We start from the raw sequence: 25334 nt of genomic DNA on the forward strand, positions 1-25334 counted from the left end.
CGCGGCGAAGCGAGGTGCTGCGAGAGGATTTGAGCATGAAGGTCGAAGACGAAGAACGCATTGCCGCCGATCTCGCGAAGATCATGGCCATGATCTGCATCCGCAACACGCGGCTGGAGGATTTGCACGCCGGGGTGCAGCCGGTGACGCTGACCGGCGATTATTCGGACGTGAACGTGATCGACGCCACAGGTCAGACCATCCCGTGGCGCACGGTGTCGCATATCGATGATGCGCAGATGGCGGACTTGATGCGGGACATCGTCAATCGCCTGTTCACGTTTCACATGAGGCGGGATGATCTGAGATTCAGGGATCATCTCGACCGCTGGATGACTGCATCGAACAAATGGTATCGTCGGCAGGCCGCGAGGGTCTGGTTCGTGCCTGAGGTCTGTCCATTCGTGCAATGGGTCTTTGCAGGTTTCGTCAATTCTCGTGCGAAAACGGACAGCCTATGTCTATCCCAAGCCCGGCGGCGTCTGTCGATGCCCGCCGCGGCCAGAACCACTTGGCAGATACAGGAGATCACTATGCGGACTGTAAAATCTTTCACCACCGTTGCTGTCGCTCTCGCCCTCGCGCTGGGGTCAGCTGGCATTGTCGCCGCGCAATCCCATGATCATGACAGCCATGGCTCGGGGGCTATCGAGATCACGCTGAACGATGGCGCCAAATGGCAGGGCGATCAGAACATGATCACCGGCATGACCGCGATTCACGGAACCATGGCCGCGAACCTGGACGCGATCCACAACGGCACCCTGCCTGCCGATGCCGCGAATGGGGTCGCTGCCGATGTCCAGAAGCAGGTCGATTTCATGGTCGAGAACTGTGTGCTGGAACCCGAGGTAGACGAGCAGTTCCATATCGTCCTTGGTGAGGTGATGACCGGCATCTCGGCATTGGAGGCCGGCGAGGTCGAGACTGGCGCGGTGACGATTGTTCAGGCGTTGAACGCCTATGGCGAGCATTTCGAGCATCCCGGCTGGCAGATGATCGACTGACGCCACGGGCGCAGGCATGGGCCGGCGCGGGCGTCACGCCTGCGCCGGCCTTGTCTTGCACGGGCAGCGCCCCTCCAGCAGGTCGGCATCGGCCGCCAGGGCCGTCGCCATGAAGTCCAGAAACAGGCGGATGCGCGCGGTTTGGCGCAGATCCTCGTGAATCAGCAACCACAGGTCCAGCATGAAGTCCTCGGGCAGCGCGGCGGCGCGGATCAGGCTGGGGTCGCAATCGGCGATCACGCAAGGCAAGGCGGCAAGTCCGATCCCCGCCTTCGCACCGGCATGGGCGGCGATGATCGAGTTTGTCCGGTAAACCTGTCGCGCATCCGGCCACCAGCGGGCCAGGCGGCGGCTGAGCGGACCATGGGCCGAGCCGTAGCCGATCCAGTCGCCATCGGCCGGATCGTCCGCCCCCCGCGCATGAAGGCCCGCCGCACCATAGACAGCGAAGGCAAGCCGCCCGACACGCCGCCCGACCAGCGTTTCCTGCCCCGGATTGCCCAGCCGCAACGCGACATCGGCCTCACGCCGGGTCAGGTCCAGCACCGTATCCGCCACCACCACCTCGATCTCGATCTCGGGCCATTCGGCGCGGAAGGCGGCGACGTGGCGGGGCAGCACACCCACCGCCAGCAGGTCGGTCGTGGTGATGCGGATCGTCCCAGTGGGCCGCTGGTCCTGTCCGGTAACCTTCAGCCCCAGCGCGGTGATTTCTTCCTCGATGCGGATGACGGAATCGCGCATCTCCTTGCCCGCCTGGGTCAGAGCATAGCCGCCGGGCAGCCGGTCGAACAGCCGCACCCGCAACCGCGCCTCGAACGCGCCGATGCGGCGAAAGACGGTGGAATGGGTAACGCCAAGGCTGCGCGCCGCCCCTGAAAGCGACCCCGCCCGCGCCACGGCCAGAAACAACCGCAGATCGTCCCAATCCTGCGCCTGTGCATTCATGCAATGATCCCTTGTCGAAATTGCCACTCCTGATCCTGAAAGGACAGCATATCTTGAGTTCACAAGCAATGACCGCCCCACCGGGCGGCGACATGAAAGGAACCAGCCATGACCAAGACCATCCTGCGCAGCGACGAATTTTCCTGCCCCTCCTGCGTCACCAAGATCGAGAAGGCGCTGGCGGCAACTCCCGGCGTGACCGCCGCCAAGGTGCATTTCAACACCGGCCGCATCGAGGTCGAGCATGACCCCGCATCCGCCCCGGTCGAGGCCCTTGTCTCGGTGGTGAAATCCACCGGCTACGAGGCCCGCCCCGCCGCATTCTGACCCATCCCTTCCAGCCCGGCCGTGCCTGCCCGCGCGGCCGGGCCTTCACATCACGAGGCCCCGCATGTTGACCCCTATCCTGACAATTCTTCACCAGTCGGCCAGCCGCAGGAAGTGGCTGACCATCATCAGCGGCAGCCTGATCGTGCTGGGCCTGATCGCCCTTTACGGGTTCGGCCTGCGCGGGCTCTGGGCGGCATCTATGCTGGCGGCGGCCTTTATCGCCGGCTCTGACATCGCCTGGCGGGCGTTCCACGCGCTGCGAATTCGCCATTTCTCGATCGAGTTGCTGGTGACCGTTGCGGCTATTGGCGCGCTGTTCATCGGCGAATATTGGGAATCGGCCGCCGTTACTTTCCTGTTCAGCTTCGGCGCCTGGCTTGAAGCCCGCACCCTGCGCCAGACCCGTGGCGCGCTGGCCGATCTGCTGAAGGCCGCGCCCGAGGTCGCCACCGTGATCCGCGACGGCCAGCCGGTCGAGATTGCCGCCAGTGCCGTCCAGCCGAATGAGGTCGTGCTCGTGCGCGCCGGAAACCGCATCCCCGTCGATGGCGAGGTGATCGACGGTAACGCCGCCGTGTCCGAGGCCGCCATCACCGGCGAGCCGATCCCGGCCGAGAAAGCCCCCGGCTCCCACGTCCATGCCGGCACCATCGCGGAAAATGGCGTGCTGCGCATCCGCGCCACCGGCATCGGCGCCGATACCACGCTGGCCCGGATCATCCGCCGCGTCGAAGAGGCGCAGGAGGAACGCGCCCCCAGCCAGCGCATGATCGAGCGTTTCGCCCAATGGTATACGCCCGGCATCATGGTGCTGGCGCTGGGTGCCTGGGCGGTGACGCAGGATATTCGCCTCGCGCTGACCCTTCTGGTGGTGGCCTGTCCGGGCGCCCTGGTGATCTCGACGCCGGTCTCCATCGTCGCCGGCATCGGGCGGGCGGCGCGCTCGGGCATCCTCATCAAGGGCGGGCAGCATCTGGAAAGCGCCGGCCGCATCGACATGCTGGCGCTGGACAAGACCGGCACCCTGACCGAGGGCCGCCCCAGCCTGGTCGAGATCGTGCCTCTTGGCGGCATCGATCGTGCCGAATTGCTGCACTGGACGGCGATCGCCGAATCCGGCTCGGACCACCCGCTGGGCCGCCCGATTATCGAGGCCGGCCGTGCCGAGGGCGAGATTCCCGCGCCCGAGACGGTCGAGGAAGTGGCTGGCATGGGTCTGGTGGTCCACCACGACGGGCGGCAGGTCGCGGCCGGCAACCGGCGGCTGTTCGACCGGCTGGGCATCGGTTTCGACGCCGAGGCCGAGGCCGCGCTGGCCGGGGTTCTGGGCCGCGGGCGCACGCCGATCATCGTGGCGCTGGACGGGCGCATCGCGGGCATCTTCGGGCTGTCCGACCAGCCCCGGCTTTCGGCCCAAAGCGCCATCGCCCGGCTGCGCGATATCGGGGTGGGGCGCATCGCCATGCTGACCGGCGACCAGCCGCAGGCCGCCCACGCCATCGCCGCCGAAATCGGCATCGACGAGGTTCATGCCGGGCTGCTGCCCGAGGACAAGCTGGAGTTGATCCGCCACTTTCAGGCCGAGGGCCGCCATGTCGCCATGATCGGCGACGGCATCAACGACGCCCCGGCGCTGGCTGCCGCCGACACCAGCATCGCCATGGGGGCCGTGGGCTCGGACGTGGCGATCGAGACCGCCGACATTGCGCTGATGGCCGACGATCTGGAGAAACTGCCCGAGGCCATGGCGATTTCCCGCGCGACGCTGCGCAATATGCGCCAGAACTTGGCCATCGCGCTGCTGACTGTGGCCGGGCTGCTGGCGGGCGTGTTCAACGGCGATGTGCATATGGCCGAGGGCATGCTGATCCATCAGCTTTCGGTACTGGTGGTGATCGCCAACGCCATGCGCCTGCTGCGCGTCCCGCGCGGTCCCGGCGGACGCCGGCCTGCGCAGGCAGCGGTGCCCGCGACCGCCTAGGCGCTTGTGCCTCATCGACAATTCCGCTCCCGTGTCCATGGCGCGGGGGCGTTTTCATGGGGGATGACATGACCGATAGCAATGATGTTCGGGACATCCGCGAGGTTCTGGATTTCTGGTTCCCCGAGGGCCGCGCGCTGGACATCGACCCCGACCGCCATGCCAAGCTGTGGCGCTGGCGGATGCATGGCGGCGCGGACGGTGAGATTGCGGCGCGGTTCGGCCCGCTGACCGAACGCGGCGCGGCGGGGGCGCTGGATCATTGGGCGGCAACGCCCGGGGGCAGGCTGGCGCTGATCGTGGTGCTGGACCAGTTCCCGCGCTCGCTGTGGCGGGGCAGCGCGCTTGCATATGCGCAAGACCCGGCAGCACTGGCGCAGGCGCTGGCGGGGCTGGAAAACGGAGACTGGGCGGCACTTGGCCTGCCGTGGTTCCAGATCGCCTTCACCCAGCCTCTGGGCCATGCCGAGGGGCCGGACCATCTGGCCCGGATCGACCGGCTGATTGCCCTGCGGCGCGACATTGCCGCCCGCGGGCCGTCGGCCTTGCGCCCGCTCTATGCCTCGCTGGTCGATCAGGCCGGCAAGGTGCGCCGCGTCATCGCCAGCTTTGGCCGCCACCCGCATCGCAACGCCACCCTTGGCCGCAACTCGACGCCCGAGGAGGAGGCGTATCTGCAAAGGGGCGATTTCCCCCATCTGCGCGCCTTTCGGGACTAATGCCCCGCCGGTCAGGCCGGCAGCGCCGCGCCCGGCAATGCCTGTCCGCCCGCCGGTGCCTTGGGCCGGCGGATCGGGTCCGACAGCAGCCGCAGCCCGTTCAGCACCACCAGCACCGTGCCGCCTTCATGGCCGATCACCACCAGCGGCAAGGGCAGGTCGAAGAACAGCCCGCCGATGACCAGAACCACCATGGCGCCGATGGCAAAGGTCAGGTTCTGCCGGATCACCCTTGAGGTTCGGCGCGACAGGCGCTGCGCATCGGCCAGCCGCTCCATATCCTCGGAGAGCAGCGCCACATCGGCGGCCTGAAGCGCCACCTCGGACCCCGCCGCGCCCATGGCGATGCCGATATCGGCGCGGGCCAGCGCCGCGGCGTCGTTCACCCCGTCGCCGACAAAGGCGACCTTGCCGCTGTCGGTCAGCGCACCGACCGCGCGAACCTTGTCCTCGGGCAGCATTTCGGCGTGGATCTCGTCGGGGGCAAGGCCAAGCTGCGTGCCGATGCGCAGTGCGACCGGGCGGCGGTCGCCGGTCATCATCACGATGCGGCGCACGCCCCCCTTGCGTAAAGCCGCCAGCGCCGGGGCCGAACTGCCGCGCGGCGCATCGGCGACGGTGACCGCGCCCAGCACCTGCGCGCCACGGCCCAGATATACCACGGTGTCCGCGCCTTCGGCCAAGGATTGCAGGGCGGGGTGATCCAGCGGGGCGCCCATCGCCTGCGCAAGATAGGGGTTGCCGGCCCAGACCGGGCCAGAGGCATCGCGGCCTTCGATGCCGATGCCGGGCCTTGCGTTCACATCCGTCACCGCGACCGGCTGCAAGTCGCGGGCCAGGGCCTCGCGGTGGATGGCGGCGGCGATGTGGTGTTCGGAATGCGCCTCCAGCCCGGAAAGCAGCGACAGGAAGCCGGCCTGATCGCCGTCCAGCGCGACCAGCCGCGTCACCGCAGCGCGGCCGGTGGTCAGGGTGCCGGTCTTGTCGAAGGCGAAGATATCGACCTCGGCCAGCGTCTCCAGCGCGCCGCCGCCCTTGAACAGAACACCGCCCCGCGCCGCCGCCGACAGCGCCGACAGGATGGCGGCGGGAACCGAGATGACGATGGCGCAGGGGCTGGCCGCGACCAGCAATGTCGCAGCCCGGTAAAGCGCCTGTTCCCAGTCGTGTCCCAGGAAATAGAAGGCGGCGAAGGCGAGCATCGCGCCCGCCATGACGGCGACCGTGTAGCGTTGCCCGAACCATTCGCTGAACCGCTCGGACGGGGCGCGGGCGGCCTGCGCCTCGGTCACCAGCCGGATCATGCGGGCGATGGTGCTGTCGCTGACGCTACGCGTGACCTCGACATCCAGCACGCCATCCAGATTGATCGTGGCCTCGAACACTTGCGCGCCGGCCTCTTTCGACACGGGCATGGATTCGCCGGTGATATTGGCCTCGTCGATGCCACCGCGCCCGGTGACGACCACGCCATCGCTGGGCACCCGCGCACCGGGGCGCAGCACCACCACATCGCCGACGGCCAGCACCTCGGCGGGCACCTCCTCGACGGTGCCGTTGGCGGTCTTGCGCAAGGCGGTCTCGGGGCGCAGCGCCATCAGCGCCTCGATGGCGCGGCGCGCCCGGCCAAGCGCGCGCTCCTCCAGCGTGGTCGAGATGCTGAACAGCGTCAGCAGCACCGCGCCCTCGAACGGGGCACCGACGATTGCGGCGGCAATGGCGGCGGCGATCATCAGCAGGTCGATGTCCAGCACCCGCTCGCGCCACAGGGTCGAAAGCGCGCGCCAGCCGGTCGGCAGGCCACCAGCCAGATAGGCAAGCACCAGACCCGGAAGCTCGATGGGTGCCCATGCCTCGCCCGGCAGCCACCGCCCGGCAGCCGCCATTGCGAGGCCCAGCACGGTGGCCAGCGAAAGGGCCATGGACAGGTCGATGGAAGAGGATTTGGTCATGTCAGGGTCCTGGCTGGCACGACTGCGGCATGGGGCCGCAGTCGCTGGCTGGCTTGGGTTTATGCCTTGATCAGTGGGTGCGGCGGCCGCGAAAGGCAAGTGCGGCAATCGTGATCCAGATGCTGCTGCGCAGGATCATCGCGCCCATGGTGCGCGCCTCCCATGCGCCCCCCGAGACCACATGCCACAGAAAGGCGGTAAAGACCGCCACTGTCGCCAGCGCGATGCCCAGCGACAGCATCGGTGCCCAGCCCGCGCCGCGCCACAGGCCGATTCCAGCCAGAACATAGGCGAACCCGGCAAGGAAGTTGAACCACAGAACGAAGGGCACCGCTGCACCCATATCGACGCCGCCGAACAGCGCCCTGCCGCCCGAAACGATGGTCAGGAGGCCAAAGACCGTCGCCACGGCGGCGGTAATGGTCAGGGTGCGCGATCTTGTCGTCATGTCTTCCTCCGGGGTTTGGGGATCGGCCGGGTGGGTGTGACCCGGCCCGCCATGGGTCATGGGGTGCGATACGCGGAACGGACCGCGCCTCAGGGCCGGCCAAGCATGCGCCGCAGCACATCGGTCTTGAGCCAGAAATGATGGTAAAGCGCCGCGAGGATATGCAGGATGACCAGCGGAACCAGGACCAACCGCGCGATGGAATGGGCATCGCCGATTGCCTCGATGCCGGTCATCCAGGCGGCCGCGCCGGAAAGCACCATCAGGATCAGCAGGAGGTTGAGGGCCGCATGCGTGCCCGTTGCCAGAGCCTTCAGGGCCGGGTGCTCGCCTTCCGGCAGGCCCGGAACGCCGCGCCGACGGCGCAGCACCAGCCGCCACAGGACGAGAACCAGGATCAGCGCGCCGGCAACGGCATGGGGATTGATCGTCGGCTGGTTCGGCAGCGTGCCGTCCATCCGCCCGTCCCATGCCCCGACGATGCCGTCATGCATGAAGATCTGGAAAAAGACGAGGGTTGCAATGACCCAATGCAGGATGATCTGGGGTCTGGAATAGGATGTCGGTTGCATCTTGGTTGTGCCTTTTCAAGGACGGGTGAAGTTGCAGGATCGGGGTGCAGGGTCTTGTGGTCATGTCTGCCTCCCCGCAAGCCCGTCACGCGCTGACCAGATGGCCGTCGCGCAGGTGGATCAGGCGGTCGAAGCGGTCGAAGATCTTTTCGTCATGGGTGACGGTGACGATGCAGGCCTCCTGCTCGACGGCCAGTCGGCGCATGAGGTCCATCACCAGCCCGGCGCGCGCGCCGTCCAGCGCGGCAGTGGGCTCGTCGGCAAGGATGATGCGGGGGCGGTTGGCCAGCGCGCGGGCAATCGCCACGCGCTGCGCCTCGCCCCCCGACAGCAGCGCGGGCTTGACCATCGCGCGATGGCCGACCTCCAGATAATCCAGCAATTCACGCGCCCGTGCCCGGCCTTCGTCAGGGGGCCAGCCGGCAAGGTCCAGCACCACCGAGACGTTTTCCTGCGCGGTCAGGAAGGGCAGCAGGTTATGCGACTGGAAGATGAAGCCGATCTTGTCCAGCCGCAGCCGGCGCAGATCACGCCGCAGCCATTTGCCGTCGAACACCGGCTCGCCATCCAGCACCACGCGGCCCGCCGAGGGGGCAAGGATGCAGCCGATGACGTTGAGCAGCGTCGTCTTGCCCGACCCCGATGGCCCCAGCAGGGCGATCACCTCGCCGGCGCGCACCGTCAGATCGACCGCGCGCAGGGCATCGACGCGGGTTTCGCCCTCGCCGAAATGCTTGGCCACGCCTGTGACTTCGATCAGGGTGTCGCCAAGCGCCATCTCAGCCCCCCAGCGCGGTGGCCGGATCGACCTTCATCGCCGCCCGCACGCCAAGCGCCGAGGACAAGAGGCAGACGGCGGCGATGATCCCGGCTAGGACCATGGCGTTGAACGGCTCCAGCACGACGCGGCGGGGGAAATAGTCCTTGACCGTCAGGATCAGCAGCAGCCCGATCCCCCAGCCCGAAGCGCCAAGGATCATCGCCTGCTGCACGATCAGCCCGATGATGGTGCGGTCGGGCGCGCCGATCAGCTTCAGCGTGGCGATCTGCTTCAGCTTTTCCATGGTCATGGTGTAGATGATGAGGGCGATCACCACGGCGCTGACGGACAGCAGAATGCCGAGGAACAGCCCGATCTGGCGGCGCGCCTTGTCGACGACCGAGGCCAGCAGCAGTTCCTCCTGTTCGGCCTGGGTCATGGCGGCGAGGTGCTTCCATTGGCGCACGGTCGCGGTCAGCAGATCGACATCGGCGCCCGGTGCCATGCGGGCAATTATGGCGGCGACCGATGCGGACTTGACGGAGACAGCCCCGCGCGCGGCCTGCACCCGCTGGGCGGCGGGGTCGAGTTCAGTCTGAAGCGCCATCGCGTCGGCCAGCGTCACATAGACCGCCGGATCCCCGCCCGAGTTCATCGCCCCTTCGACCAGCCCGACCACGGTAAAGCGGTTGCGCCCGAGCCGGATCGTCTCGCCGGGCAGCAGGCCGGTCTTGCGGTCGGCCACCAGTTCGAAATGACCGGCGCCGATGCCGCGCCCCTCGGCGATCGCCTGCGGCCCGCCGGGGCGGCCCGGCTCGTAGCCGACGACATAGAGTCGCAGCGTGCGCCCGGCATGAGGCGCTTCGAGGTTCTGATAGTTGACCGCGCCGGCCTCGGCCACGCCGGGCATCCGCGCCACCGCGTCGCGCGTGTCGGCGGGGATGCTGGAGGCTTCCGCGAACGGTCCCTTGGTGCCGGCCTCCACCACCCAGACATCTGCGGCAGGTGCCTTTACCACCGCCAGCGCGTCCGAGACGAGGCCGTTATAGATACCGATCATCGCCAGCACGACCGTCATCAGCAGCCCCAGCCCGAAACAGGTCAGCACGAACCGGAACAGGCCATGGCGGATGTCCTTGAGCGCGAGGTTCATGGCGCCTCGCTGGTACGGGCGCGCCGGCCCTCGGCCGCGCCTTTGGGCGGGCCGGCGACGATGGTGGCACCTTCGGGCAGGCCGCCGGTGACCTCGACCCGGCCGCGGTCATCGCGGGCGCCGAAGGTCAGCCCCACCCGCGCAAGGCGGCCGTCCTGCACCGTCCAGACCATGCCGCGATGGCCGTCGAAGCCGGTGATGGCGACTTCGGGAACCATCAGCGCGCTGTCCCTGTTGCCGGTGGTGATGCGCACCTCGGCCTGTTCGCCGAGGAACATCTCGGCGGGGCAGTCGGAGCAGGTCAGCCAGACGCGGCGCTCCTCGTTCACCCGGTCGCTTTCGATGCCGATGCGGGCGATGGAACCGTGGAACTCGGCCGAAGGCTGGGACCGTAGCCGGATCGTGCCCGGCTGGCCTATGGCAAGCTGGCCGGCGCGCTCCTCGTCGACATAAGCCTGGATCCAGATGGTGGCCGGGTCGATCAGGGTGAAGATCGGATCGCCGGCCTTCACCACCGTGCCCGCCTCGGCATGGCGGGTCACGACCTGTGCATCAAAGGGCGCGACCAGCCGGTGGTGGGCGAGCAAGGCTTCCTCCTGCCGCAGGGCCGCCGCCGCATCCGCGCCTTGCGCCTGGATCACTGCGACATCCGCCTCGGCCACCGCCAGATCGGCGCGGGCCACGTCCTCGTCGCGCTGCGTTTCCTCCGCGCGCTGCGCCGAGGCGACATCCCGCTGCACCAACCCTTGCTGGCGCCGGTTCGCCGCCTCGCGCTCGGCCAGCACGGCGCGGGCGCGCACCACCGCCGCGCCGGCCTTGGCAAGATTGGCCTCGTTCGCCGCCACCGCCGCGCGGGCGCGCGCCACGCGCGCTTCCTGCTCTGTGGAATGAAGTACGGCAAGCTCCTGCCCTTTAGTCACGCTGTCCCCAGCATCGGCGGAAAGCCGGGTCAGCGCGGCGCCCACCTCGAAGCCGACACGGCTGAGGATGCGCGCCTCGACGGTGCCGAGCCCGTAGATGCGAAGGGTCACATCGTGTACGGGCTGAACGACCGTCACCGTCAGCGGGCGCTCCGTGAAGAACAGGAAGCCGACCCCAACGGCGGCCGCCAGCACCACGCCCAACAACGAGATGCGCCGCATCGTCTATTCTCCTCGCACAGCCAGAAGCCGGCATTGCACGTCGAACAGCCGCAATCCCTCCTCGCGAAGGTTGAAATCGCGCGCGCCGAGCGCCCAGCGGATTGCCACCCCCTGCACGAGTGCGGTCAGCAGCACCGCCACATCGTTTGCGGCGACGTCGTCCCAAAGCACGCCCGCCTGCTGCCCGGCGCCGACCTCCCGCGCAAGCAGGCCACGAAAGGCCGTGAGCCTGCCGTGAAACGTGGCGCGCAGTTCCGCATTGGTGACGTTCAGTTCACGTGAGAACAGCAGCATCGGCAGGGCGGGGGTCGCAGCGATCTGCGCGAATTGCGCGGCAATCAGTGCGCGCAACCGGATAACCGGCGCGTTGCCGAGGTTGAGAGCTTCGTCCCAGGCCGTTGTCATCCGCTCGGCGACATGCTCGGCCACGGCCTGCCACAGCGCCGCCTTGGTCGGAAAATGCCGAAACAGCGCCGCCTGCGTGACGCCGATCTGCGACGCGACGGCGCCTGTCGTCACCCGGTCCGGCCCGATCCGGTCGGTCAGATCGAGCACGGTGGCCACGATCTCGGCCTTGCGGAGTTTTGCTGACTTGCGCACGGGGCGCCTCTTTGGTTAGTAAGCGATCACAAACAAATTTAAGCGGACTCACGCGATGCGTCAATTATCGGGCGTCACTTTCTGCATGTATTGATTGTCACGACACTGGGGGCCAGATGGGAAGCTCGTTTCAGAGCATCCTCCTCTGACAAATCATAGATCGACGCCGATCAGCAAACCCACCGATGTTTAGCCGGGACTAACCGCCAACCCTACGATAGTAGTTTTCTGCTTTCTCCGCTTTTTAAGAGGGCGCATGTTCATCCGTGACCGCAAATGAACGAACAGCCTAGACGCTCGCTGACCGTGACTGAAGAACGCTGCCGCATCTAGTCACCCAGTCACCGCGTGGTACCCAACGCGAGGAGACCATCATGGCAGACAACAGATTTCTTACACCCGAGGAGGTTTCTCAGCGCTATCGCGGAACAGTTTCGCCCGGAACCCTGCGGAACTGGAGATCCATGAAGATTGGTCCATCGTTCGTCAAGATTGGCAAAGCGGTACTCTATCCTGAGAGCGAGCTCGATGCCTGGGACGAAAAGAACAAAGTGAACTGCCGTGTTTTGGCTCGAACCGACGTGCAGGTAGAGGATCAAGCGTGATGATCATACTAGAGCACGACCTACATACCCCGAACGACGTCCCCACCTACTCTCAAAAAGTATTAATATATAGCATATTCAATATAATAGTAGATTAAAATGGGTGATCCACAATCATCCTTCAGGCGACCCGACGCCCTCGCGGGCGGATATTCAGATGACGAAGCAAATCATCGACATCGCCAAACCGCTGGGTGTGGAGATCCACGACCATATCATTGTCGGAAAATTCGGTGAGACGAGCTTTCGCGGACTGCAACTCATCTGATGTAAGGCAAGTTCCCCTTCGTAAATTCAACGTATATTTCAATCCATACCTAATGTAATTTTAGACATTGAGAAAACGAACAATACAATTTCGGAAAGTATTTTATTAACTAACCTCCTTCTGCATTCATTAGCAGCTTCAGGCGATAATTATACGCATATTCCCTGGAGTTCCGATGAAACCTGCAAAAGAAAGGCATGGCACCCGGATCGCGAATGCGATCATCATTCCGATGTTCGCGGTCGTGCTGATCGCCGTGGCGATCACCTTCGGGCTTCTGATCTGGTCCGCCCATATTTCCGACCAGGCAGCAGAAAAAAGCCAGCGCCAGCTCCTCACCGGAACCCTGCAGCTGACCCGGGACCAGTTTGCCCGGCAACAGGCGAGCGTCCTGGTCAAGGATCCGATTTATTACATCACGACCGGGCCGATCTACGACACCTCCTGGCTCTATCACAACGTCGCGCTCTGGCTTAAGGAAAACTACGGCTTCTCCCGGACCCTCCTGCTCGACCAGGAGGGCAAGTACCGCTTCGTCGACGGCCCGAACGTCTATGAGAAGTGGGTGACGCGAAATCTGCTCAACAGCCTGCAGCCCGCGGTCAGGGCTGTGCAGAAACGCTATCTCGCGTCCTTGAAGGAATTGCCCAGCGGGCTGTTCTACTTCGACCCCGATTACCGGATCAACGAACATACCCTGTCCGAAACCGGTCTCGTTTCGATCAAGGGCAATATCTACCTGTTTTCCGTGGCCGCCATTACGCCCGAGCTCATGAAGCTCGTTTCCCGGCGGACGACACCGGCCATTCTGGTCAACTTCAAGCAGTTGAACGGCGAATTGCTTGCGGAAATCGGCAGGGTGTCCGCGCTGGAAGGCATGGTCCTGGATTCGATCCCGGCCTTGGAACCCGGCGGACCGTCCATCGACCTGAAGGCGCCGGACGGAACGACCATAGGACACATCCATTGGCAGGCCGAACAGCCCGGCCAGGAAATGCAGAGCAGAATCACGCCGGTTCTGGCCGTTCTGGCGCTGGCGCTGGTGGGGCTTTCCGTCGTCGTGATGGCGTTCATCCGGCAGTCGACCAGGCATCTCGCCTCAAGCCGCGCCGATGCTGTGCGCGCCTCGCTGCACGATCCCCTGTCGGGTCTGCCGAATCGCAGACAGTTCAAGCAGCTGCTCGTCCGCACGCTGGACGATCCCCAGGTGGTGAAACGGGGAGCCGCGGTCCTCTATTTCGATCTCGACCGCTTCAAGGACATCAACGACACCCTCGGACACGCCGCAGGGGACTGGGTGATCTGCGCCATTGCCGAGCGCCTGCGCCGGGTTCTGCCTGAAAACGGTATCGTTGCCCGGATCAGCGGCGATGAATTCGCCCTCCTCCTGCCCGATTGCCCGAACGAGGCGCAGGCAGAACAGATCATGAGCCGGCTGCAGGACATGATGGTCCAGCCGGTGTCCTTCGGGCCCGATGAAATCCATGTCAGCGTCTCCATGGGCGCAGCCCTTGCCCCGCGCGACGGGCTGGAGGCGGAGGAGCTTCTGCGCAAGGCGGATATCGCCCTTTATGATGCCAAGTCGAACGGGCGGAACCGCTGGTCCTTCTTCGAACCGTCCATGCAGGAGCATGTCCGCACCAAGGACGAGATTGCGCGCGAATTGCGCAAGGCCGTCGACGAAGACCTCCTCGACGTCGCCTATCAGCCGCAATGCGACAGCCGGTCGGACAAGGTTGTGGCAATCGAAGCGCTTGCCCGCTGGAACCGTCCGAACACCGGCGCCGTTCCGCCGGCAAGCTTCATTCCCGTTGCCGAAGAAACCGGCCTGATCAACGACCTCGGCCTGTGGATATTGCGCCGGGCCTGCCGGGATGCTCATCGCTGGCCCGGCATCATCGTTTCGGTGAACGTCTCGCCGACCCAGTTCAAGCATCCGCGTTTCGTCGACAAGGTCATCGCCACATTGGAGGAATTCGACCTTGACCCGGAGCGGCTGGAAATCGAGGTGACGGAAACCGTTTTCGCCGGACGGGACAAGAAGACCCTGCAGTCCCTGAAACGCCTGAAGGATCTCGGCATCAAGATCGCGCTGGATGATTTCGGCTCCGGCTATTCCAGCCTGAGCTATCTGCGCCATTTCCCCTTCGATACCCTGAAGATCGATCAGGATTTCATCTCCGCCATGAACGACAGTCCGGAAGCGCGCGCCATCGTGCGCACGATCATCCGTCTGGGCCAGGCGCTCGGCATGACCATCGTGGCCGAAGGCATCGAGGAAAAGCAGCAGGCAGAGTATCTTGCCGCCAACGGCTGTCACAGGCTGCAGGGCTATTTCATTTCCCATCCGCTTCCCGCGAAGGATCTGGATGAATTCCTGGCAGATCATGAGATACAGGTTGAAATGAAACACCAGAGCCTGGAAGTCGAGCGGCTCAGAAGCGCGGAATATTAAGCTTCGGAAGGTCCTGACAGGCCGAGCCGCAGGGCAAGCGTGTCCGCTGCCGCGCGAAAGGCTGAAAACGGCGCTGCGGACGGATCCGCCGCTCCCCCCAGACCTGCCGCAGCCTCGAGTCCGGCCGTGCCGAACCGGGTGCGGATCATGTCCTCATACCACTGCCGGTGCTGGACGGCGCGCTTTGCCTGAAGCCTGCCGCTTGCCGCCAGATAGTCCCGGTGCGCGGCGACACCGTCGATCAGGTCCGCAATGCCGTTTCCGGACCGTGCGGACACTTCGAAAACCGGCACCTTCCAGCCGTCCTTGTCCGGCCGCGTCAGCGACAGGGCGCCGGTCACGTCGGAGGCGGCCCGGCGTGCGGCAGGCCCCATGTCCGCCTTGGTCACGGCGACCAGGTCCGGCAGTTCCATCACACCCGCCTTCATGAATTGAAGGCTGTCACCCGATCCCGGCTGGATGCACAGCACCATGGTATCTGCCGCCTGAACCAGATCGCTTTCCGACTGACCGATGCCGACCGATTCCACGATCACCCGGTCACTGACCGCCCGCAACAGGGCAATGGCGGCAATGGCATGGTCCGACAGGCCGCCGAGCCGGTCGCGGGCCGCCATGGACCGGACGAAGACACGGGTGTCTTCCGGATCCGTATGCAGCCGCGTCCGGTCGCCCAGAAGCGCGCCGCCGGTAAAACGGGAGGAAGGATCGATCGCCAGGACGGAAACGCTTTCGCCCTGGCTCCGGAAGGCCTTGATCAGGGCGTCCGTCAGCGTCGATTTGCCGACGCCGGGAGGACCGGTGAGGCCGAGCACGTGCCCGCCCGGTTCCTTGCTGGCCTGATCGAGAAATCGCGCGGTTTCCGCCGAACCGGCCTCGGTCTCAAGCCGGGTAAGCATCCGCGCCAGGGCAAGCTTGCCCCCCTGGCGCAGCTCGTCGAGGTCCGGAAAGGGCCGGCTCACCGCCCCCTCCCTCAGGTCCTTGCCTTAAGGGCCGCCTGGGCTGCCGCCAGACGTGCGATCGGCACGCGGAACGGCGAACAGGACACATAGTCGAGGCCGACGGTCTCGCAGAAACCGATCGACGCCGGATCGCCGCCGTGCTCGCCGCAGATGCCGAGCTTCATGTCGGGCCGGGTAGAGCGGCCGCGTTCCGCACCGATCTTCACCAGTTCGCCGACGCCGGTCTGGTCGAGGGAAACGAACGGATCCTGTTCGAGCAGGCCCTTGGTCTGGTAGGTGCCCAGGAAGGACGCCGCATCGTCGCGGGAAATCCCGAACGTGGTCTGCGTCAGGTCGTTGGTGCCGAAGGAGAAGAACTCCGCCGACTTGGCGATCTCGGCAGCCTGCAGGGCGGCGCGCGGCAATTCGACCATGGTGCCGATCTGATAGGTCAGGCTTTCGCCCGTTTCCGCCTGCACCGCTGCGGCCATGGCCTCGATGCTGGCGCGGACCATATCCAGTTCGCCCTTCAGGCCGACCAGCGGCACCATGATTTCCGGCACCACCGGCGCCCCCGTCGCCTTGCCCGCCTGGATCGCGGCCTCGAAGATGGCCCGTGCCTGCATTTCCGCGATTTCCGGATAGGAAACCAGCAGGCGGCAGCCGCGGTGGCCGAGCATCGGGTTGAATTCCTCAAGCGAATGCGCCCGTTCCTGCAGCTTTTCGGCGGAAACACCCATGGAACCGGCGACTTCTGCGACCTCCTCATCCGATTTCGGCAGAAACTCGTGAAGCGGCGGGTCGAGCAGGCGGATGGTGACCGGCAGCCCCTTCATGATCTCGAAGATCTCGGCGAAATCCTGGCGCTGCATCGGCAAGAGCTTGGCCAGCGCCGCGCGGCGGCCTTCCTCGGTCTCCGACAGGATCATCTCGCGCACCGCAATGATGCGCTCGCCTTCGAAGAACATGTGCTCTGTGCGGCACAGGCCGATGCCTTCCGCGCCGAAGTCGCGCGCCACCTTGGCGTCGGCGGGGGTTTCGGCATTGGTACGCACCTTCATCCGGCGCACGCCGTCCGCCCAGCCCATGAGCGTCCCGAAATCGCCCGACAGGGCCGGCTGCAGCATGTCGACCTCGCCGACCAGGATCTGGCCGGACGCGCCGTCGATGGTGATCACGTCACCCTTGTTGAGCGTGCGCCCGCCGGCGCTGATCGTGCCGTTGCGGTAGTCTATCCGCACCATGCCGGCACCGGCGACACAGGGCTTGCCCATGCCGCGGGCGACCACGGCCGCGTGGCTGGTCATACCGCCGCGGCTGGTGAGAATGCCTTCAGAGGCATGCATGCCGTGAATGTCTTCCGGGCTGGTTTCGACCCGGACGAGGATCACCTTGCGTCCATCCCCCTTCGCCTGCTCCGCCTCGTCGGAGGTAAAGACGATCTCCCCGGAAGCAGCCCCCGGAGAGGCCGGCAGACCGCTTGCGATGATGTCCCGCTTCGCCTTCGGATCGATGGTCGGGTGCAGAAGCTGGTCGAGCGCGCCCGGCTCGACCCGGGTCACCGCTTCCTCCTCGCTCAACAGACCTTCGGCGGCCATGTCGACCGCAATCTTGAGCGCCGCCTTGGCGGTCCGCTTGCCCGAGCGCGTCTGGAGCATCCAGAGCTTGCCCTTTTCGATGGTGAACTCCAGGTCCTGCATGTCCCGGTAATGGGCCTCGAGCCGGTCGCAGATCGACTGGAACTCGGCAAAGGCCTCCGGCATCAGGTTCTCCAGGGACGGTCTGGTCGAACCGGCCTCGATGCGGGCCTTTTCGGTAATGTCCTGCGGGGTCCGGATACCGGCCACCACATCCTCGCCCTGGGCGTTGACCAGGAACTCGCCGTAAAGCGCCTTTTCGCCGGTCGACGGGTTGCGCGTAAAGGCCACGCCGGTCGCGGACGTCTCGCCCATGTTGCCGAACACCATGGCCTGAACGTTGACGGCGGTGCCCCAGTCGCTCGGAATGTCGTGGAGGCGTCGGTAGGTCTGTGCCCGGTGGGTCATCCAGGACCCGAACACGGCCCCGATCGCGCCCCAGAGCTGCTCGTGCGGATCCTGCGGGAACGGTTTGCCGAGATCATTTTCGACCAGTCCCTTGAACTTGTCGATGATGCCGACCCAGTCTTCGGCGGTGATTTCCGTATCCAGGCCGAGATCGTTCCGCGACTTGTGCTCTTCCAGGATCTCCTCGAACTCATGGTGGTCGACGCCCAGAACCACGTCGGAATACATCTGGATGAACCGGCGGTAGCTGTCATAGGCAAAGCGCATGTCGCCGGCTTCCTCGCCGATCGCCTTCACCGTTTCGTCGTTCAGGCCCAGGTTCAGGACCGTGTCCATCATGCCGGGCATGGAAACCCGGGCACCGGAGCGGACGGACACCAGAAGCGGGTTCTTCAGGTCGCCGAATTTGCGGCCCGTGACCGCGCCGACCTTAGCCAGCGCTTCTTCAACCTGGGCTTTCAAGTCGTCCGGATAGGATTTGTCGTGATCGTAATACCAGGTGCAGACTTCCGTGGTGATCGTAAAGCCGGGTGGTACCGGCAAACCCAGATTGCTCATCTCGGCCAGGTTAGCGCCTTTGCCGCCGAGCAGATTTCTCATATCTGCGGCGCCATCTGCGGTTCCATTGCCGAAATTGTAGACCCATCTGGTCATAAGTCGTTCTCCGTCTCGAGTCGTGCCGCGGGGGCTTGTGCACCGGGCTTTTTGCGCCGCACATTCCTGCTATGCCGCGGTTGCTGACTCAAGTTTTTTTTTGAATAAGACGGCAAACATCCAAAGGCTGCGGCAACAAGACCCAATCCGTTTCGTACAATTCAGGCCATACAACCGACTTTCCGGGGACTTTCGGGCCTTTCCCTTGCCCGGGCCATTGTCGGCCCTATACTACGTGCGGACATGACTATGACGTCCGCAAGCATGCGAGGTTCCATGACTCAAATCACCGGCGCGAAGCTGACAGTTCGGAAAAAGCCGATCCGCATTCTTTTCCTTGCGCTGATGGGCACTGCCGCTTTGGGCGCCATGGCGCCGATGGCCTCCGCGGCCCGTGCCGAAACCGGCGGAGATCCGAAGGTCCATTACGGCACGCCGAAGGATCTGCCGGTCACCCTGTCCGGCAGCTATCTCGCAGGCCGGCTCGCGGGCGTCGAAAAGGATTTCTCCCAGGCCGCCGCCTTCTACGAGGAAGCGCTTGCAGAAGACCCCACCAATTCCGTTCTGCTTGAGCGCACTTTCCTCCTGAAGCTTGCGAACGGCGATGTCGACGAAGCCGCCCATTATGCCGGCGAGTTGGAAAAGGCCGGATCGAAGAATTTCCTCGGACAGCTCACGCTCGCCGCGGAGGCCATGCGCAATGGCGCCTATGACGATGCTGCCGCGCTGCTGGACGCCAATGCGGGCGGACCGCTGGCCGATCTGTCGATCGGGATCGCCCGGGGCTGGGCCCTTTACGGTGCCGGCCATGTCGACAAGGCGCTTGCCACAATTGCGGAGTTGCAGGGTCCGGACTGGTTCGAAGTCTTCAAGGCCGACCACAGCGCCCTGATCCTGTTTGCCGCGGGCCGGAAAGACGAAGCGCTCGAGCAGATCGAGATCGCCTACAAGGCCGACCAGGGCGCCATCCGCGTGGTCGACACCTATGCCCGGATACTGGCCGCCAACGGCAAGAAGGACGAAGCCCTCAAGGCGCTTGCAGACTACGACCGGTTGCTCAAGGGCCATCCGCTTCTGGCACAGACGCAGGACCTGATTGAATCCGGACAGCCGCTTCAGCCGGTTGTGACCGATCCTGCCGCTGGCATGTCGGAAATTCTCTACGGACTCGGGGCCGCCATCGGCCGCGACAGCGCAGAAGAACTGGCCACCGCCTTCCTGCAGCTGTCCCTCTATCTCGATCCGAAGGCCCAGTTCGCGGCCGTGACCCTCGGTGGGCTCATGGAACGCATGGGCCAGCCGGAACGGGCCATTGAGGTTCTGAAAATGGTTCCCGAAGGCGCCGCCCTCAAGCGCGATGCGGAAATCCAGATCGGCCTGGACTACAATTCGATGGATCGCGTTGACGAGGCAAGAAAGCATCTGTCCGCCCTGATCGAGCAGGACCCGACCGAACTGGAAGCGATTGTCTCCCTCGGCAACGTCCTGCGCGGTCACAAGATTTTCGACGAGGCGGAGGCGGTCTACACCAAGGGCATCGATTCCCTTGACGGCAACCTGCAGAAGGAACACTGGCTGCTGCTCTATTTCCGCGGCATCTGCCGCGAACGCCAGGACAAGTGGGATCTGGCGGAAGCCGACTTCCGCAAGGCGCTCGAGCTGTTCAACGATCAGCCGCTGGTTCTCAACTATCTCGGCTATTCCCTGGTCGATCAGGGGCTGAAGCTGGACGAGGCCCTCGGCATGATCAAGAAGGCCGTCGAGCTTCGCCCGACGGACGGCTATATCGTCGACAGCCTGGGCTGGGTCTACTACCGGCTCGGACATTATGAAGACGCCGTGAAGGAACTGGAACGCGCGATCGAACTACGGCCGTCCGACCCGGTCATCAACGACCACCTGGGCGACGCCTACTGGAAGGTCGGACGCAAGAACGAAGCCCGGTTCCAGTGGAACCATGCACGCGATCTGGGTCCGGAACCCGAAGAACTGCCGAAGATCCTGAAAAAGATCGCAAACGGTCTTGATGACGCGCAGGCCGACGAAGCCAAGGCCGACGGCAGCAAGAACGGCGGCTGACCGGCTTTAAGGGGCCCGGCTTCATGAGGCAAGGCGATACCGGCGGTCCGCTTGTCGAAACCGCCCGGGCAAAGATCAATCTTGCGCTTCACGTGACCGGCCGGCGCGAGGACGGCTACCATCTGCTCGATTCGCTGGTGGTCTTTCCCGACATCGCCGACCGGCTCACGCTCGAGCCGGCAAACGGGCTGGAGTTGCGCCTGGAAGGCCGCTTTGCCTCCGCCCTTGACGGACCCTGCCAGGACAACCTGATCCTGAAGGCCGTCCGCCGCTTTGCCGACATGACCGGTGCCGCGACCGATGTCCGCCTGACTTTGGAAAAGAACCTTCCGGTGGCTTCCGGCATCGGCGGCGGATCCGCCGATGCGGCTGCCGCCATCCGGCTGATGGAATGCTTCACCGGACATACGCTGGCCCGGCGGCAACGCCTCGACCTTTCCCTGGCGCTCGGAGCCGATGTGCCTGTCTGCCTGGACCGGAAACCGGCTCGCATGGGCGGCATTGGCGACCGGCTCGCGCCGGCGCCCGCCATGCCGGCAGCAGGGATCGTTCTGGTCAATCCACTGGAAGCCGTATCCACGCCTGCCGTATTCCGGGCCATGACGACACGGGATAATCCGCCCCTGCCCGACCTGCCGGAGCGCTTCGCCGATCTGGATGCGCTTTGCGCCTACTTGAGGGACACGCGCAACGACATGCAGGCCGCAGCAGAAACCCTCTGCCCCGCGATCACCGCCGTGATCGCGGCCCTGACGGCCCTGCCGGAGGTCATGTTCGCCCGCATGTCCGGATCCGGCGCCACCTGCTTTGCCCTCTGCGCCACGGACAAGGAAACCCGGATCGCCGATACTGTCGCCGAGGCGCATCCGGACTGGTGGATTGCGGCCGGAAGGCTATAAAGGGTGTCCACCCGAAAGCGGATCATTCGATCGCTGACGCAAACCGACATGAGGAAAAGGAGACCCGCTGATGGAGACGATCCTGCTGACGGGGTTTGAAGCCTATGGCAACACGGCGGTCAATCCGGCCGAGCATGTCGCCCGGCTGCTGGACGGCGAGACGGTCGGCAATGCGTCCATCATCTCCCGAATCATTCCGAACGCGTTTTTCGTCTGCATCGACGCGGTGCGCGAGGCCATGGCCGAAACCGGGGCCTCAACGGTGGTGATGATGGGCGAATTTGGCGGCCGCGCGATGGTCACGGTCGAAAGGATTGCCCAGAACTTCAACGATTCCAGCCGCTACGGTCTGAAAGACAACGCAGGCGTGGCACTGCAGGACGCGCCGACCGCGCCGGACGGCCCGGTCGCCTATCACAGCAATCTGCCGATCCGGGCCATGGTTCATGCTATGCGGGAAGGCGGAATTCCGGCCGACATTTCCGATGCGCCCGGCACGTTCTGCTGCAATCACCTCTTTTATGGCATCATGCACCACATCGCCTCGGCCGGGCTTCCGGTGCGGGCCGGCTGGATTCACCTGCCGCACCTGCCCCAGATCGCAGCCCTGCCGGAAAATCTCGGCGCCCCCAGCATGTCGGCGGAAACTGCCGCCCAGGGTGTCCGGCTGGCGCTTGAAGCAATCGTCACGCACCCTCAGGACATCGATATCCCGCTGGCCTCGCGGCTGCAGGTCTAGGCGAGGTGTAAACGTGCGACTGGTTCCGTGTAGATCGGCTTAACTGACCCGGGCAATGCAGAAGGCGACAGCTTCGGCCAGAGCGGTCTGGTGGGCGCCGGCGGGGAGCCGGTCCAATGCCTTCAAGGCGCTGTCGCCGTAGCTGCGTGCGCGTTCGACCGTATCGGCAATGGCGTCGTATCTGGACATCAGCTCGATGGCATGGTCCAGATCGCCATCCTCGATGCCGTCGGTTTCCAGGCAACGCTTCCAGAACGCCTTGTCCTTGTCGTCGCCGCGCTGAATGGCGAAGACGACGGGCAAGGTGATCTTGCCTTCGCGGAAATCGTCGCCGACATCCTTGCCCAGATCCGCGCTGGAGCCGCCATAGTCGAGAGCGTCGTCGACCAGCTGGAAGGCCAGGCCCAGTTCCATGCCGTAGCTTCGGGCCGCCTTTTTCATCTCGGCACTTTCGCCGGCCACCACCGGACCGACTTCGGCGGCCGCCGCAAACAGGGCAGCCGTCTTGGCCTCGATCACCTTCAGGTACTGGGCTTCCGTCGTGGCAATGTCCTTGGCTGCGCCAAGTTGCATCACCTCGCCTTCCGCGATGATCGCCGAGGCTTCGGAGAGGATGCGCAGGGCTTCGAGCGAGCCCACGTCGACCATCATCTTGAATGCCTGGCCGAGCAGATAGTCGCCCACCAGCACGCTTGCCTGGTTGCCCCACAACTTGCGCGCCGCGAGCTTGCCGCGGCGCATGTCGCTTTCGTCAACCACATCGTCATGGAGCAGCGTCGCGGTGTGCATGAACTCCACGCTGGCCGCCAGGGTCACGTGGCCGTCGCCCTGGTAGCCGAACATGTCGGCGCAGGCGAGCGTCAGCATGGGGCGCAGCCGCTTTCCGCCGGAGGAAATCAGGTGCTTGGCGATTTCCGGAATCAGCTCCACATTGGATCCGGCCTTCGACAGGATGATCTGATTTACCTGTTCCATGCCGCCCGAAACCAGGTCGACGAGCGACTGGATACCGGGTTGAACGGATTTACGGTCGGTCAAAGATGCGACAACGGCCACCAAAGGCACTCCTGTTTTCTTGTTGTGCGGACAATATGGCGGCGATAAGCCTTGGGCAAGGGAGCAATCGGTCGCCAGGGGTTGAAATCGGCCCGGCGGCGGGTTTTGCTGACTTTTAACAGCGTTGCGGCCTGCCGCAACTTCACAAACTGACAAGGTCAGAATGGAAGAACTCCTGCGAACCAACGATCCCGTGCTCATTTCCTTTCTGGAATCGCTCCTCGGGGAAGCCGGTATCCGGTATTTCGTTGCGGACGACAATATGAGCATCCTGGAAGGCTCGATCAGCATGATCCCGCGCCGGGTGCTCGTCGATGGCGACCAGATCGCACGTGCGCGGCAACTGATCATCGACGCAGGCCTCGCCCACGAATTGCGTTCGGACAACCCGTCCACCTTCTGATGACCGACATCCCGGACAACAGGGACGAGACCGGTCCCGCGCAGGAAACCACCCGCGACGCCTTCCTCGGCGGCTTCGTCCACGTGCACCAGCCGAAAAAGGGCCGGCACCGGGCGGGACTGGATGCCGTCTATCTGGCCGCCGCCCTGCCCGAGGGCACCAAAGGCCATGTCGTGGACCTGGGCGCAGGTGTGGGGACTGCAGGCCTATGTGCCGCCGCCCGGCTGGCCGATATCACCGTCACCCTGGTCGAGATCGACCCGCTGGTGCTTGGCCTTGCCCGCGACGCTTTGAACGACCCTGCCAATTCCGCCTTTGCAGGCCGGGTGAGGATGCTTGAGGCGGACATCACCGCCAAGGGCAGCGAACGCCACGCATCGGGTCTGACGCCGGGCATGGCCGATCATGTCATCATGAACCCGCCCTATTATCCGCCGGGATCTTTCCGCGCATCTCCGGCCTCCGCCCGGGCAAGCGCGCACATGCTGGACGACCGCGGCCTGGAACCCTGGGCAAAGACGGCGACCGACATCCTGCGCGAAGGCGGCAGCCTGACGGTGATCTTCCGGGCCGACGGCCTGCGGGAACTGCTCGACGTTCTCACCGGCCGGTTCGGTGCCATCGACGTGATCCCGTTACGCCCGCGTCCCGACGCTCCGGCAACCCGCATCCTGATCCGCGCCATCCGCGCCAGCAAGGCGCCGCTGCAGCTTCAGCCGGGGTTTGTCCTGCACAAGGGCGATGGCTCGGATTTCACCGACCAGTCCCGCGCCGTGATGCGCGACGGCAAAGGCCTCGGCCTCACCAATCGCAGCTAGTCTGCGTTTTAGTGAACCATGATTTCGCCGTTGGCGTAGCGGTAGTCGACCGGTTCGAGAAGATCCTGATGGGCAATCCTCACCGAGTGGATCCGGCCATCGATTTCCTTCTCCCAGAAGCCCAGAAACCTCTTCAGTTCCGGGAAATGGGGTGCAAGGTCTTCCGTTTGCCACAGGAAGCTTTGCAGGAACTTTGGATGATCGGGAAGCCGGTAGAGAATCTCGGCCGTGAGCAACCCGTAGCCGAGGATGCGCTTTTGAAAATCCGAACCAACCTTCATGATTGCCTCACTTTCATTCACGATGAAAAAGTGTCCACGCAATCAGGTTAGCGAGTTCTTAATTCGTGTCAATTTAATGAATTATATCATAGACTTAGCAGCATAATCCGGAGAGTGCTGCCAACCGGCTACTTGGTCTGGATCGACGTGAGATAGCCCAGGAAATCGTCGATATCATCGGCGCTGAAGGAAAATTCAGGCATGCCTTCGTGACCGGTGACGATCCCTTCGGCGAGGCTTTCTTCCAGATCCTCCAGTGGATAACGTTTCGACAGGTCCCGGAACGCCGGCGCCCCCTTGAGCTTGCTCTCGTCGTCCCGGCCGACCGCATGGCAGGCCGCACAATGGATTTCCGCCAGTTCCAGGCCCGTGGCAATGGAAATCGGATCGGTCGGATAGTCTGCCGCCGAGGCCGGCTGCAACGCCAGCATCGTCATTACACCGGTCGCTGCCATCAAAAGCCTGCGCTGCATGGTTCC

The 25334-nt window shown here is 64.7% G+C and carries 25 protein-coding genes; 12 read left to right on the forward strand and 13 right to left on the reverse strand.

Annotated elements, in window-relative coordinates; translation table 11 throughout:
* The first annotated feature begins 35 nt into the window (after positions 1 to 35).
* Complete coding sequence (locus tag HK439_RS26950; RefSeq protein WP_235987980.1) at positions 36 to 1007, forward strand: hypothetical protein; 972 nt, start codon at positions 36 to 38, stop codon at positions 1005 to 1007.
* A 33-nt stretch (positions 1008 to 1040) separates the two neighbouring features.
* On the opposite strand, the gene HK439_RS16965 is transcribed toward HK439_RS26950, so the two are convergent.
* On the reverse strand, positions 1041 to 1982 hold the full coding sequence (locus HK439_RS16965; RefSeq protein ID WP_328804188.1) for a LysR family transcriptional regulator: 942 nt from the start codon (positions 1980 to 1982) through the stop codon (positions 1041 to 1043).
* An 81-nt stretch (positions 1983 to 2063) separates the two neighbouring features.
* Between HK439_RS16965 and HK439_RS16970 the strand changes: the two genes are divergently transcribed.
* The 3 genes from HK439_RS16970 (at position 2064) to HK439_RS16980 (ending at position 4985) form a co-directional block, all read left to right on the forward strand.
* A complete protein-coding gene (locus HK439_RS16970) occupies positions 2064 to 2282 on the forward strand; it encodes a heavy-metal-associated domain-containing protein (protein WP_028714023.1) in 219 nt (72 codons plus the stop codon).
* Between the two features lie 64 nt (positions 2283 to 2346).
* Positions 2347 to 4266 (forward strand): heavy metal translocating P-type ATPase, encoded by a 1920-nt coding sequence (locus HK439_RS16975; protein ID WP_038145501.1) that lies wholly within the window; start codon positions 2347 to 2349, stop codon positions 4264 to 4266.
* Positions 4267 to 4334: 68 nt separating this feature from the next.
* Positions 4335 to 4985, forward strand: a complete 651-nt coding sequence (locus tag HK439_RS16980) for a DUF924 family protein (protein WP_038145502.1) — start codon at positions 4335 to 4337, stop codon at positions 4983 to 4985.
* Positions 4986 to 4996: 11 nt separating this feature from the next.
* On the opposite strand, the gene HK439_RS16985 is transcribed toward HK439_RS16980, so the two are convergent.
* The 7 genes from HK439_RS16985 to HK439_RS17015 all read right to left on the reverse strand — a co-directional run bounded on the left by HK439_RS16985 (position 4997) and on the right by HK439_RS17015 (position 11612).
* Positions 4997 to 6937 carry a heavy metal translocating P-type ATPase gene (locus tag HK439_RS16985; protein WP_038145504.1) on the reverse strand — a complete coding sequence of 647 codons (1941 nt, stop codon included), beginning with the start codon at positions 6935 to 6937 and terminating at the stop codon, positions 4997 to 4999.
* Positions 6938 to 7007: 70 nt separating this feature from the next.
* Complete coding sequence (locus HK439_RS16990; protein WP_038145505.1) at positions 7008 to 7385, reverse strand: hypothetical protein; 378 nt, start codon at positions 7383 to 7385, stop codon at positions 7008 to 7010.
* 89 nt (positions 7386 to 7474) lie between these two features.
* Complete coding sequence (locus HK439_RS16995) at positions 7475 to 7957, reverse strand: cytochrome b (protein ID WP_038145508.1); 483 nt, start codon at positions 7955 to 7957, stop codon at positions 7475 to 7477.
* An 85-nt stretch (positions 7958 to 8042) separates the two neighbouring features.
* A complete protein-coding gene (locus HK439_RS17000) occupies positions 8043 to 8735 on the reverse strand; it encodes an ABC transporter ATP-binding protein (protein WP_038145510.1) in 693 nt (230 codons plus the stop codon).
* A gap of 1 nt (position 8736) precedes the next feature.
* Positions 8737 to 9870 (reverse strand): ABC transporter permease, encoded by a 1134-nt coding sequence (locus tag HK439_RS17005; RefSeq protein WP_038145513.1) that lies wholly within the window; start codon positions 9868 to 9870, stop codon positions 8737 to 8739.
* On the reverse strand, positions 9867 to 11012 hold the full coding sequence (locus HK439_RS17010) for an efflux RND transporter periplasmic adaptor subunit (protein ID WP_038145515.1): 1146 nt from the start codon (positions 11010 to 11012) through the stop codon (positions 9867 to 9869). The genes HK439_RS17005 and HK439_RS17010 overlap by 4 nt, the downstream gene beginning before the upstream one ends.
* A gap of 3 nt (positions 11013 to 11015) precedes the next feature.
* Positions 11016 to 11612 carry a TetR/AcrR family transcriptional regulator gene (locus HK439_RS17015; RefSeq protein ID WP_051855734.1) on the reverse strand — a complete coding sequence of 199 codons (597 nt, stop codon included), beginning with the start codon at positions 11610 to 11612 and terminating at the stop codon, positions 11016 to 11018.
* A gap of 374 nt (positions 11613 to 11986) precedes the next feature.
* On the opposite strand from HK439_RS17015, the gene HK439_RS17020 reads away from it, so the two are divergent.
* The 3 genes from HK439_RS17020 to HK439_RS17030 all read left to right on the forward strand — a co-directional run bounded on the left by HK439_RS17020 (position 11987) and on the right by HK439_RS17030 (position 14940).
* Positions 11987 to 12217: a helix-turn-helix transcriptional regulator gene (locus HK439_RS17020; RefSeq protein WP_038145517.1), complete on the forward strand. Its 231-nt coding sequence runs from the start codon at positions 11987 to 11989 to the stop codon at positions 12215 to 12217.
* Between the two features lie 76 nt (positions 12218 to 12293).
* A complete protein-coding gene (locus HK439_RS17025) occupies positions 12294 to 12485 on the forward strand; it encodes a JAB domain-containing protein (protein ID WP_419247596.1) in 192 nt (63 codons plus the stop codon).
* A 175-nt stretch (positions 12486 to 12660) separates the two neighbouring features.
* Positions 12661 to 14940 carry a putative bifunctional diguanylate cyclase/phosphodiesterase gene (locus tag HK439_RS17030; protein WP_190292717.1) on the forward strand — a complete coding sequence of 760 codons (2280 nt, stop codon included), beginning with the start codon at positions 12661 to 12663 and terminating at the stop codon, positions 14938 to 14940.
* Here the strand turns inward: HK439_RS17030 and meaB are convergent.
* Positions 14937 to 15902 carry a methylmalonyl Co-A mutase-associated GTPase MeaB gene (meaB, locus tag HK439_RS17035; RefSeq protein WP_190292718.1) on the reverse strand — a complete coding sequence of 322 codons (966 nt, stop codon included), beginning with the start codon at positions 15900 to 15902 and terminating at the stop codon, positions 14937 to 14939. The genes HK439_RS17030 and meaB overlap by 4 nt on opposite strands.
* Positions 15903 to 15913: 11 nt before the next feature.
* Complete coding sequence (ppdK, locus tag HK439_RS17040; RefSeq protein WP_190292719.1) at positions 15914 to 18580, reverse strand: pyruvate, phosphate dikinase; 2667 nt, start codon at positions 18578 to 18580, stop codon at positions 15914 to 15916.
* Positions 18581 to 18856: 276 nt separating this feature from the next.
* Between ppdK and HK439_RS17045 the strand changes: the two genes are divergently transcribed.
* From HK439_RS17045 to pcp, 3 genes are all read left to right on the forward strand, one after another.
* Positions 18857 to 20659 carry a tetratricopeptide repeat protein gene (locus HK439_RS17045; RefSeq protein ID WP_190292720.1) on the forward strand — a complete coding sequence of 601 codons (1803 nt, stop codon included), beginning with the start codon at positions 18857 to 18859 and terminating at the stop codon, positions 20657 to 20659.
* 23 nt (positions 20660 to 20682) lie between these two features.
* Positions 20683 to 21558: a 4-(cytidine 5'-diphospho)-2-C-methyl-D-erythritol kinase gene (locus HK439_RS17050; protein ID WP_190292721.1), complete on the forward strand. Its 876-nt coding sequence runs from the start codon at positions 20683 to 20685 to the stop codon at positions 21556 to 21558.
* A 70-nt stretch (positions 21559 to 21628) separates the two neighbouring features.
* Entirely contained in the window at positions 21629 to 22297 is a 669-nt protein-coding gene (gene pcp, locus HK439_RS17055) for a pyroglutamyl-peptidase I (protein WP_190292722.1), read from the forward strand.
* Positions 22298 to 22336: 39 nt separating this feature from the next.
* Here the strand turns inward: pcp and HK439_RS17060 are convergent, their stop codons facing one another.
* Entirely contained in the window at positions 22337 to 23353 is a 1017-nt protein-coding gene (locus HK439_RS17060; RefSeq protein ID WP_190292723.1) for a polyprenyl synthetase family protein, read from the reverse strand.
* A gap of 163 nt (positions 23354 to 23516) precedes the next feature.
* Between HK439_RS17060 and HK439_RS17065 the strand changes: the two genes are divergently transcribed.
* A complete protein-coding gene (locus HK439_RS17065; RefSeq protein WP_190292724.1) occupies positions 23517 to 23756 on the forward strand; it encodes a DUF2007 domain-containing protein in 240 nt (79 codons plus the stop codon).
* Positions 23756 to 24574, forward strand: a complete 819-nt coding sequence (locus tag HK439_RS17070) for a tRNA1(Val) (adenine(37)-N6)-methyltransferase (protein WP_190292725.1) — start codon at positions 23756 to 23758, stop codon at positions 24572 to 24574. Before HK439_RS17065 ends, HK439_RS17070 begins: the two co-directional genes overlap by 1 nt.
* Positions 24575 to 24582: 8 nt before the next feature.
* On the opposite strand, the gene HK439_RS17075 is transcribed toward HK439_RS17070, so the two are convergent.
* Together HK439_RS17075 and HK439_RS17080 are read right to left on the reverse strand one after the other, a co-directional pair.
* Positions 24583 to 24855: an usg protein gene (locus HK439_RS17075; RefSeq protein WP_190292726.1), complete on the reverse strand. Its 273-nt coding sequence runs from the start codon at positions 24853 to 24855 to the stop codon at positions 24583 to 24585.
* Positions 24856 to 24983: 128 nt separating this feature from the next.
* Positions 24984 to 25328, reverse strand: coding sequence for a c-type cytochrome (locus HK439_RS17080; RefSeq protein ID WP_190292727.1), 345 nt, complete (start codon positions 25326 to 25328; stop codon positions 24984 to 24986).
* Between the last annotated feature and the right edge of the window lie 6 nt (positions 25329 to 25334).

Origin of the sequence: Roseibium aggregatum, assembly GCF_014692675.1 — a bacterium.
In the GTDB taxonomy this organism is placed as follows: Bacteria; Pseudomonadota; Alphaproteobacteria; order Rhizobiales; family Stappiaceae; genus Roseibium; species Roseibium aggregatum_C.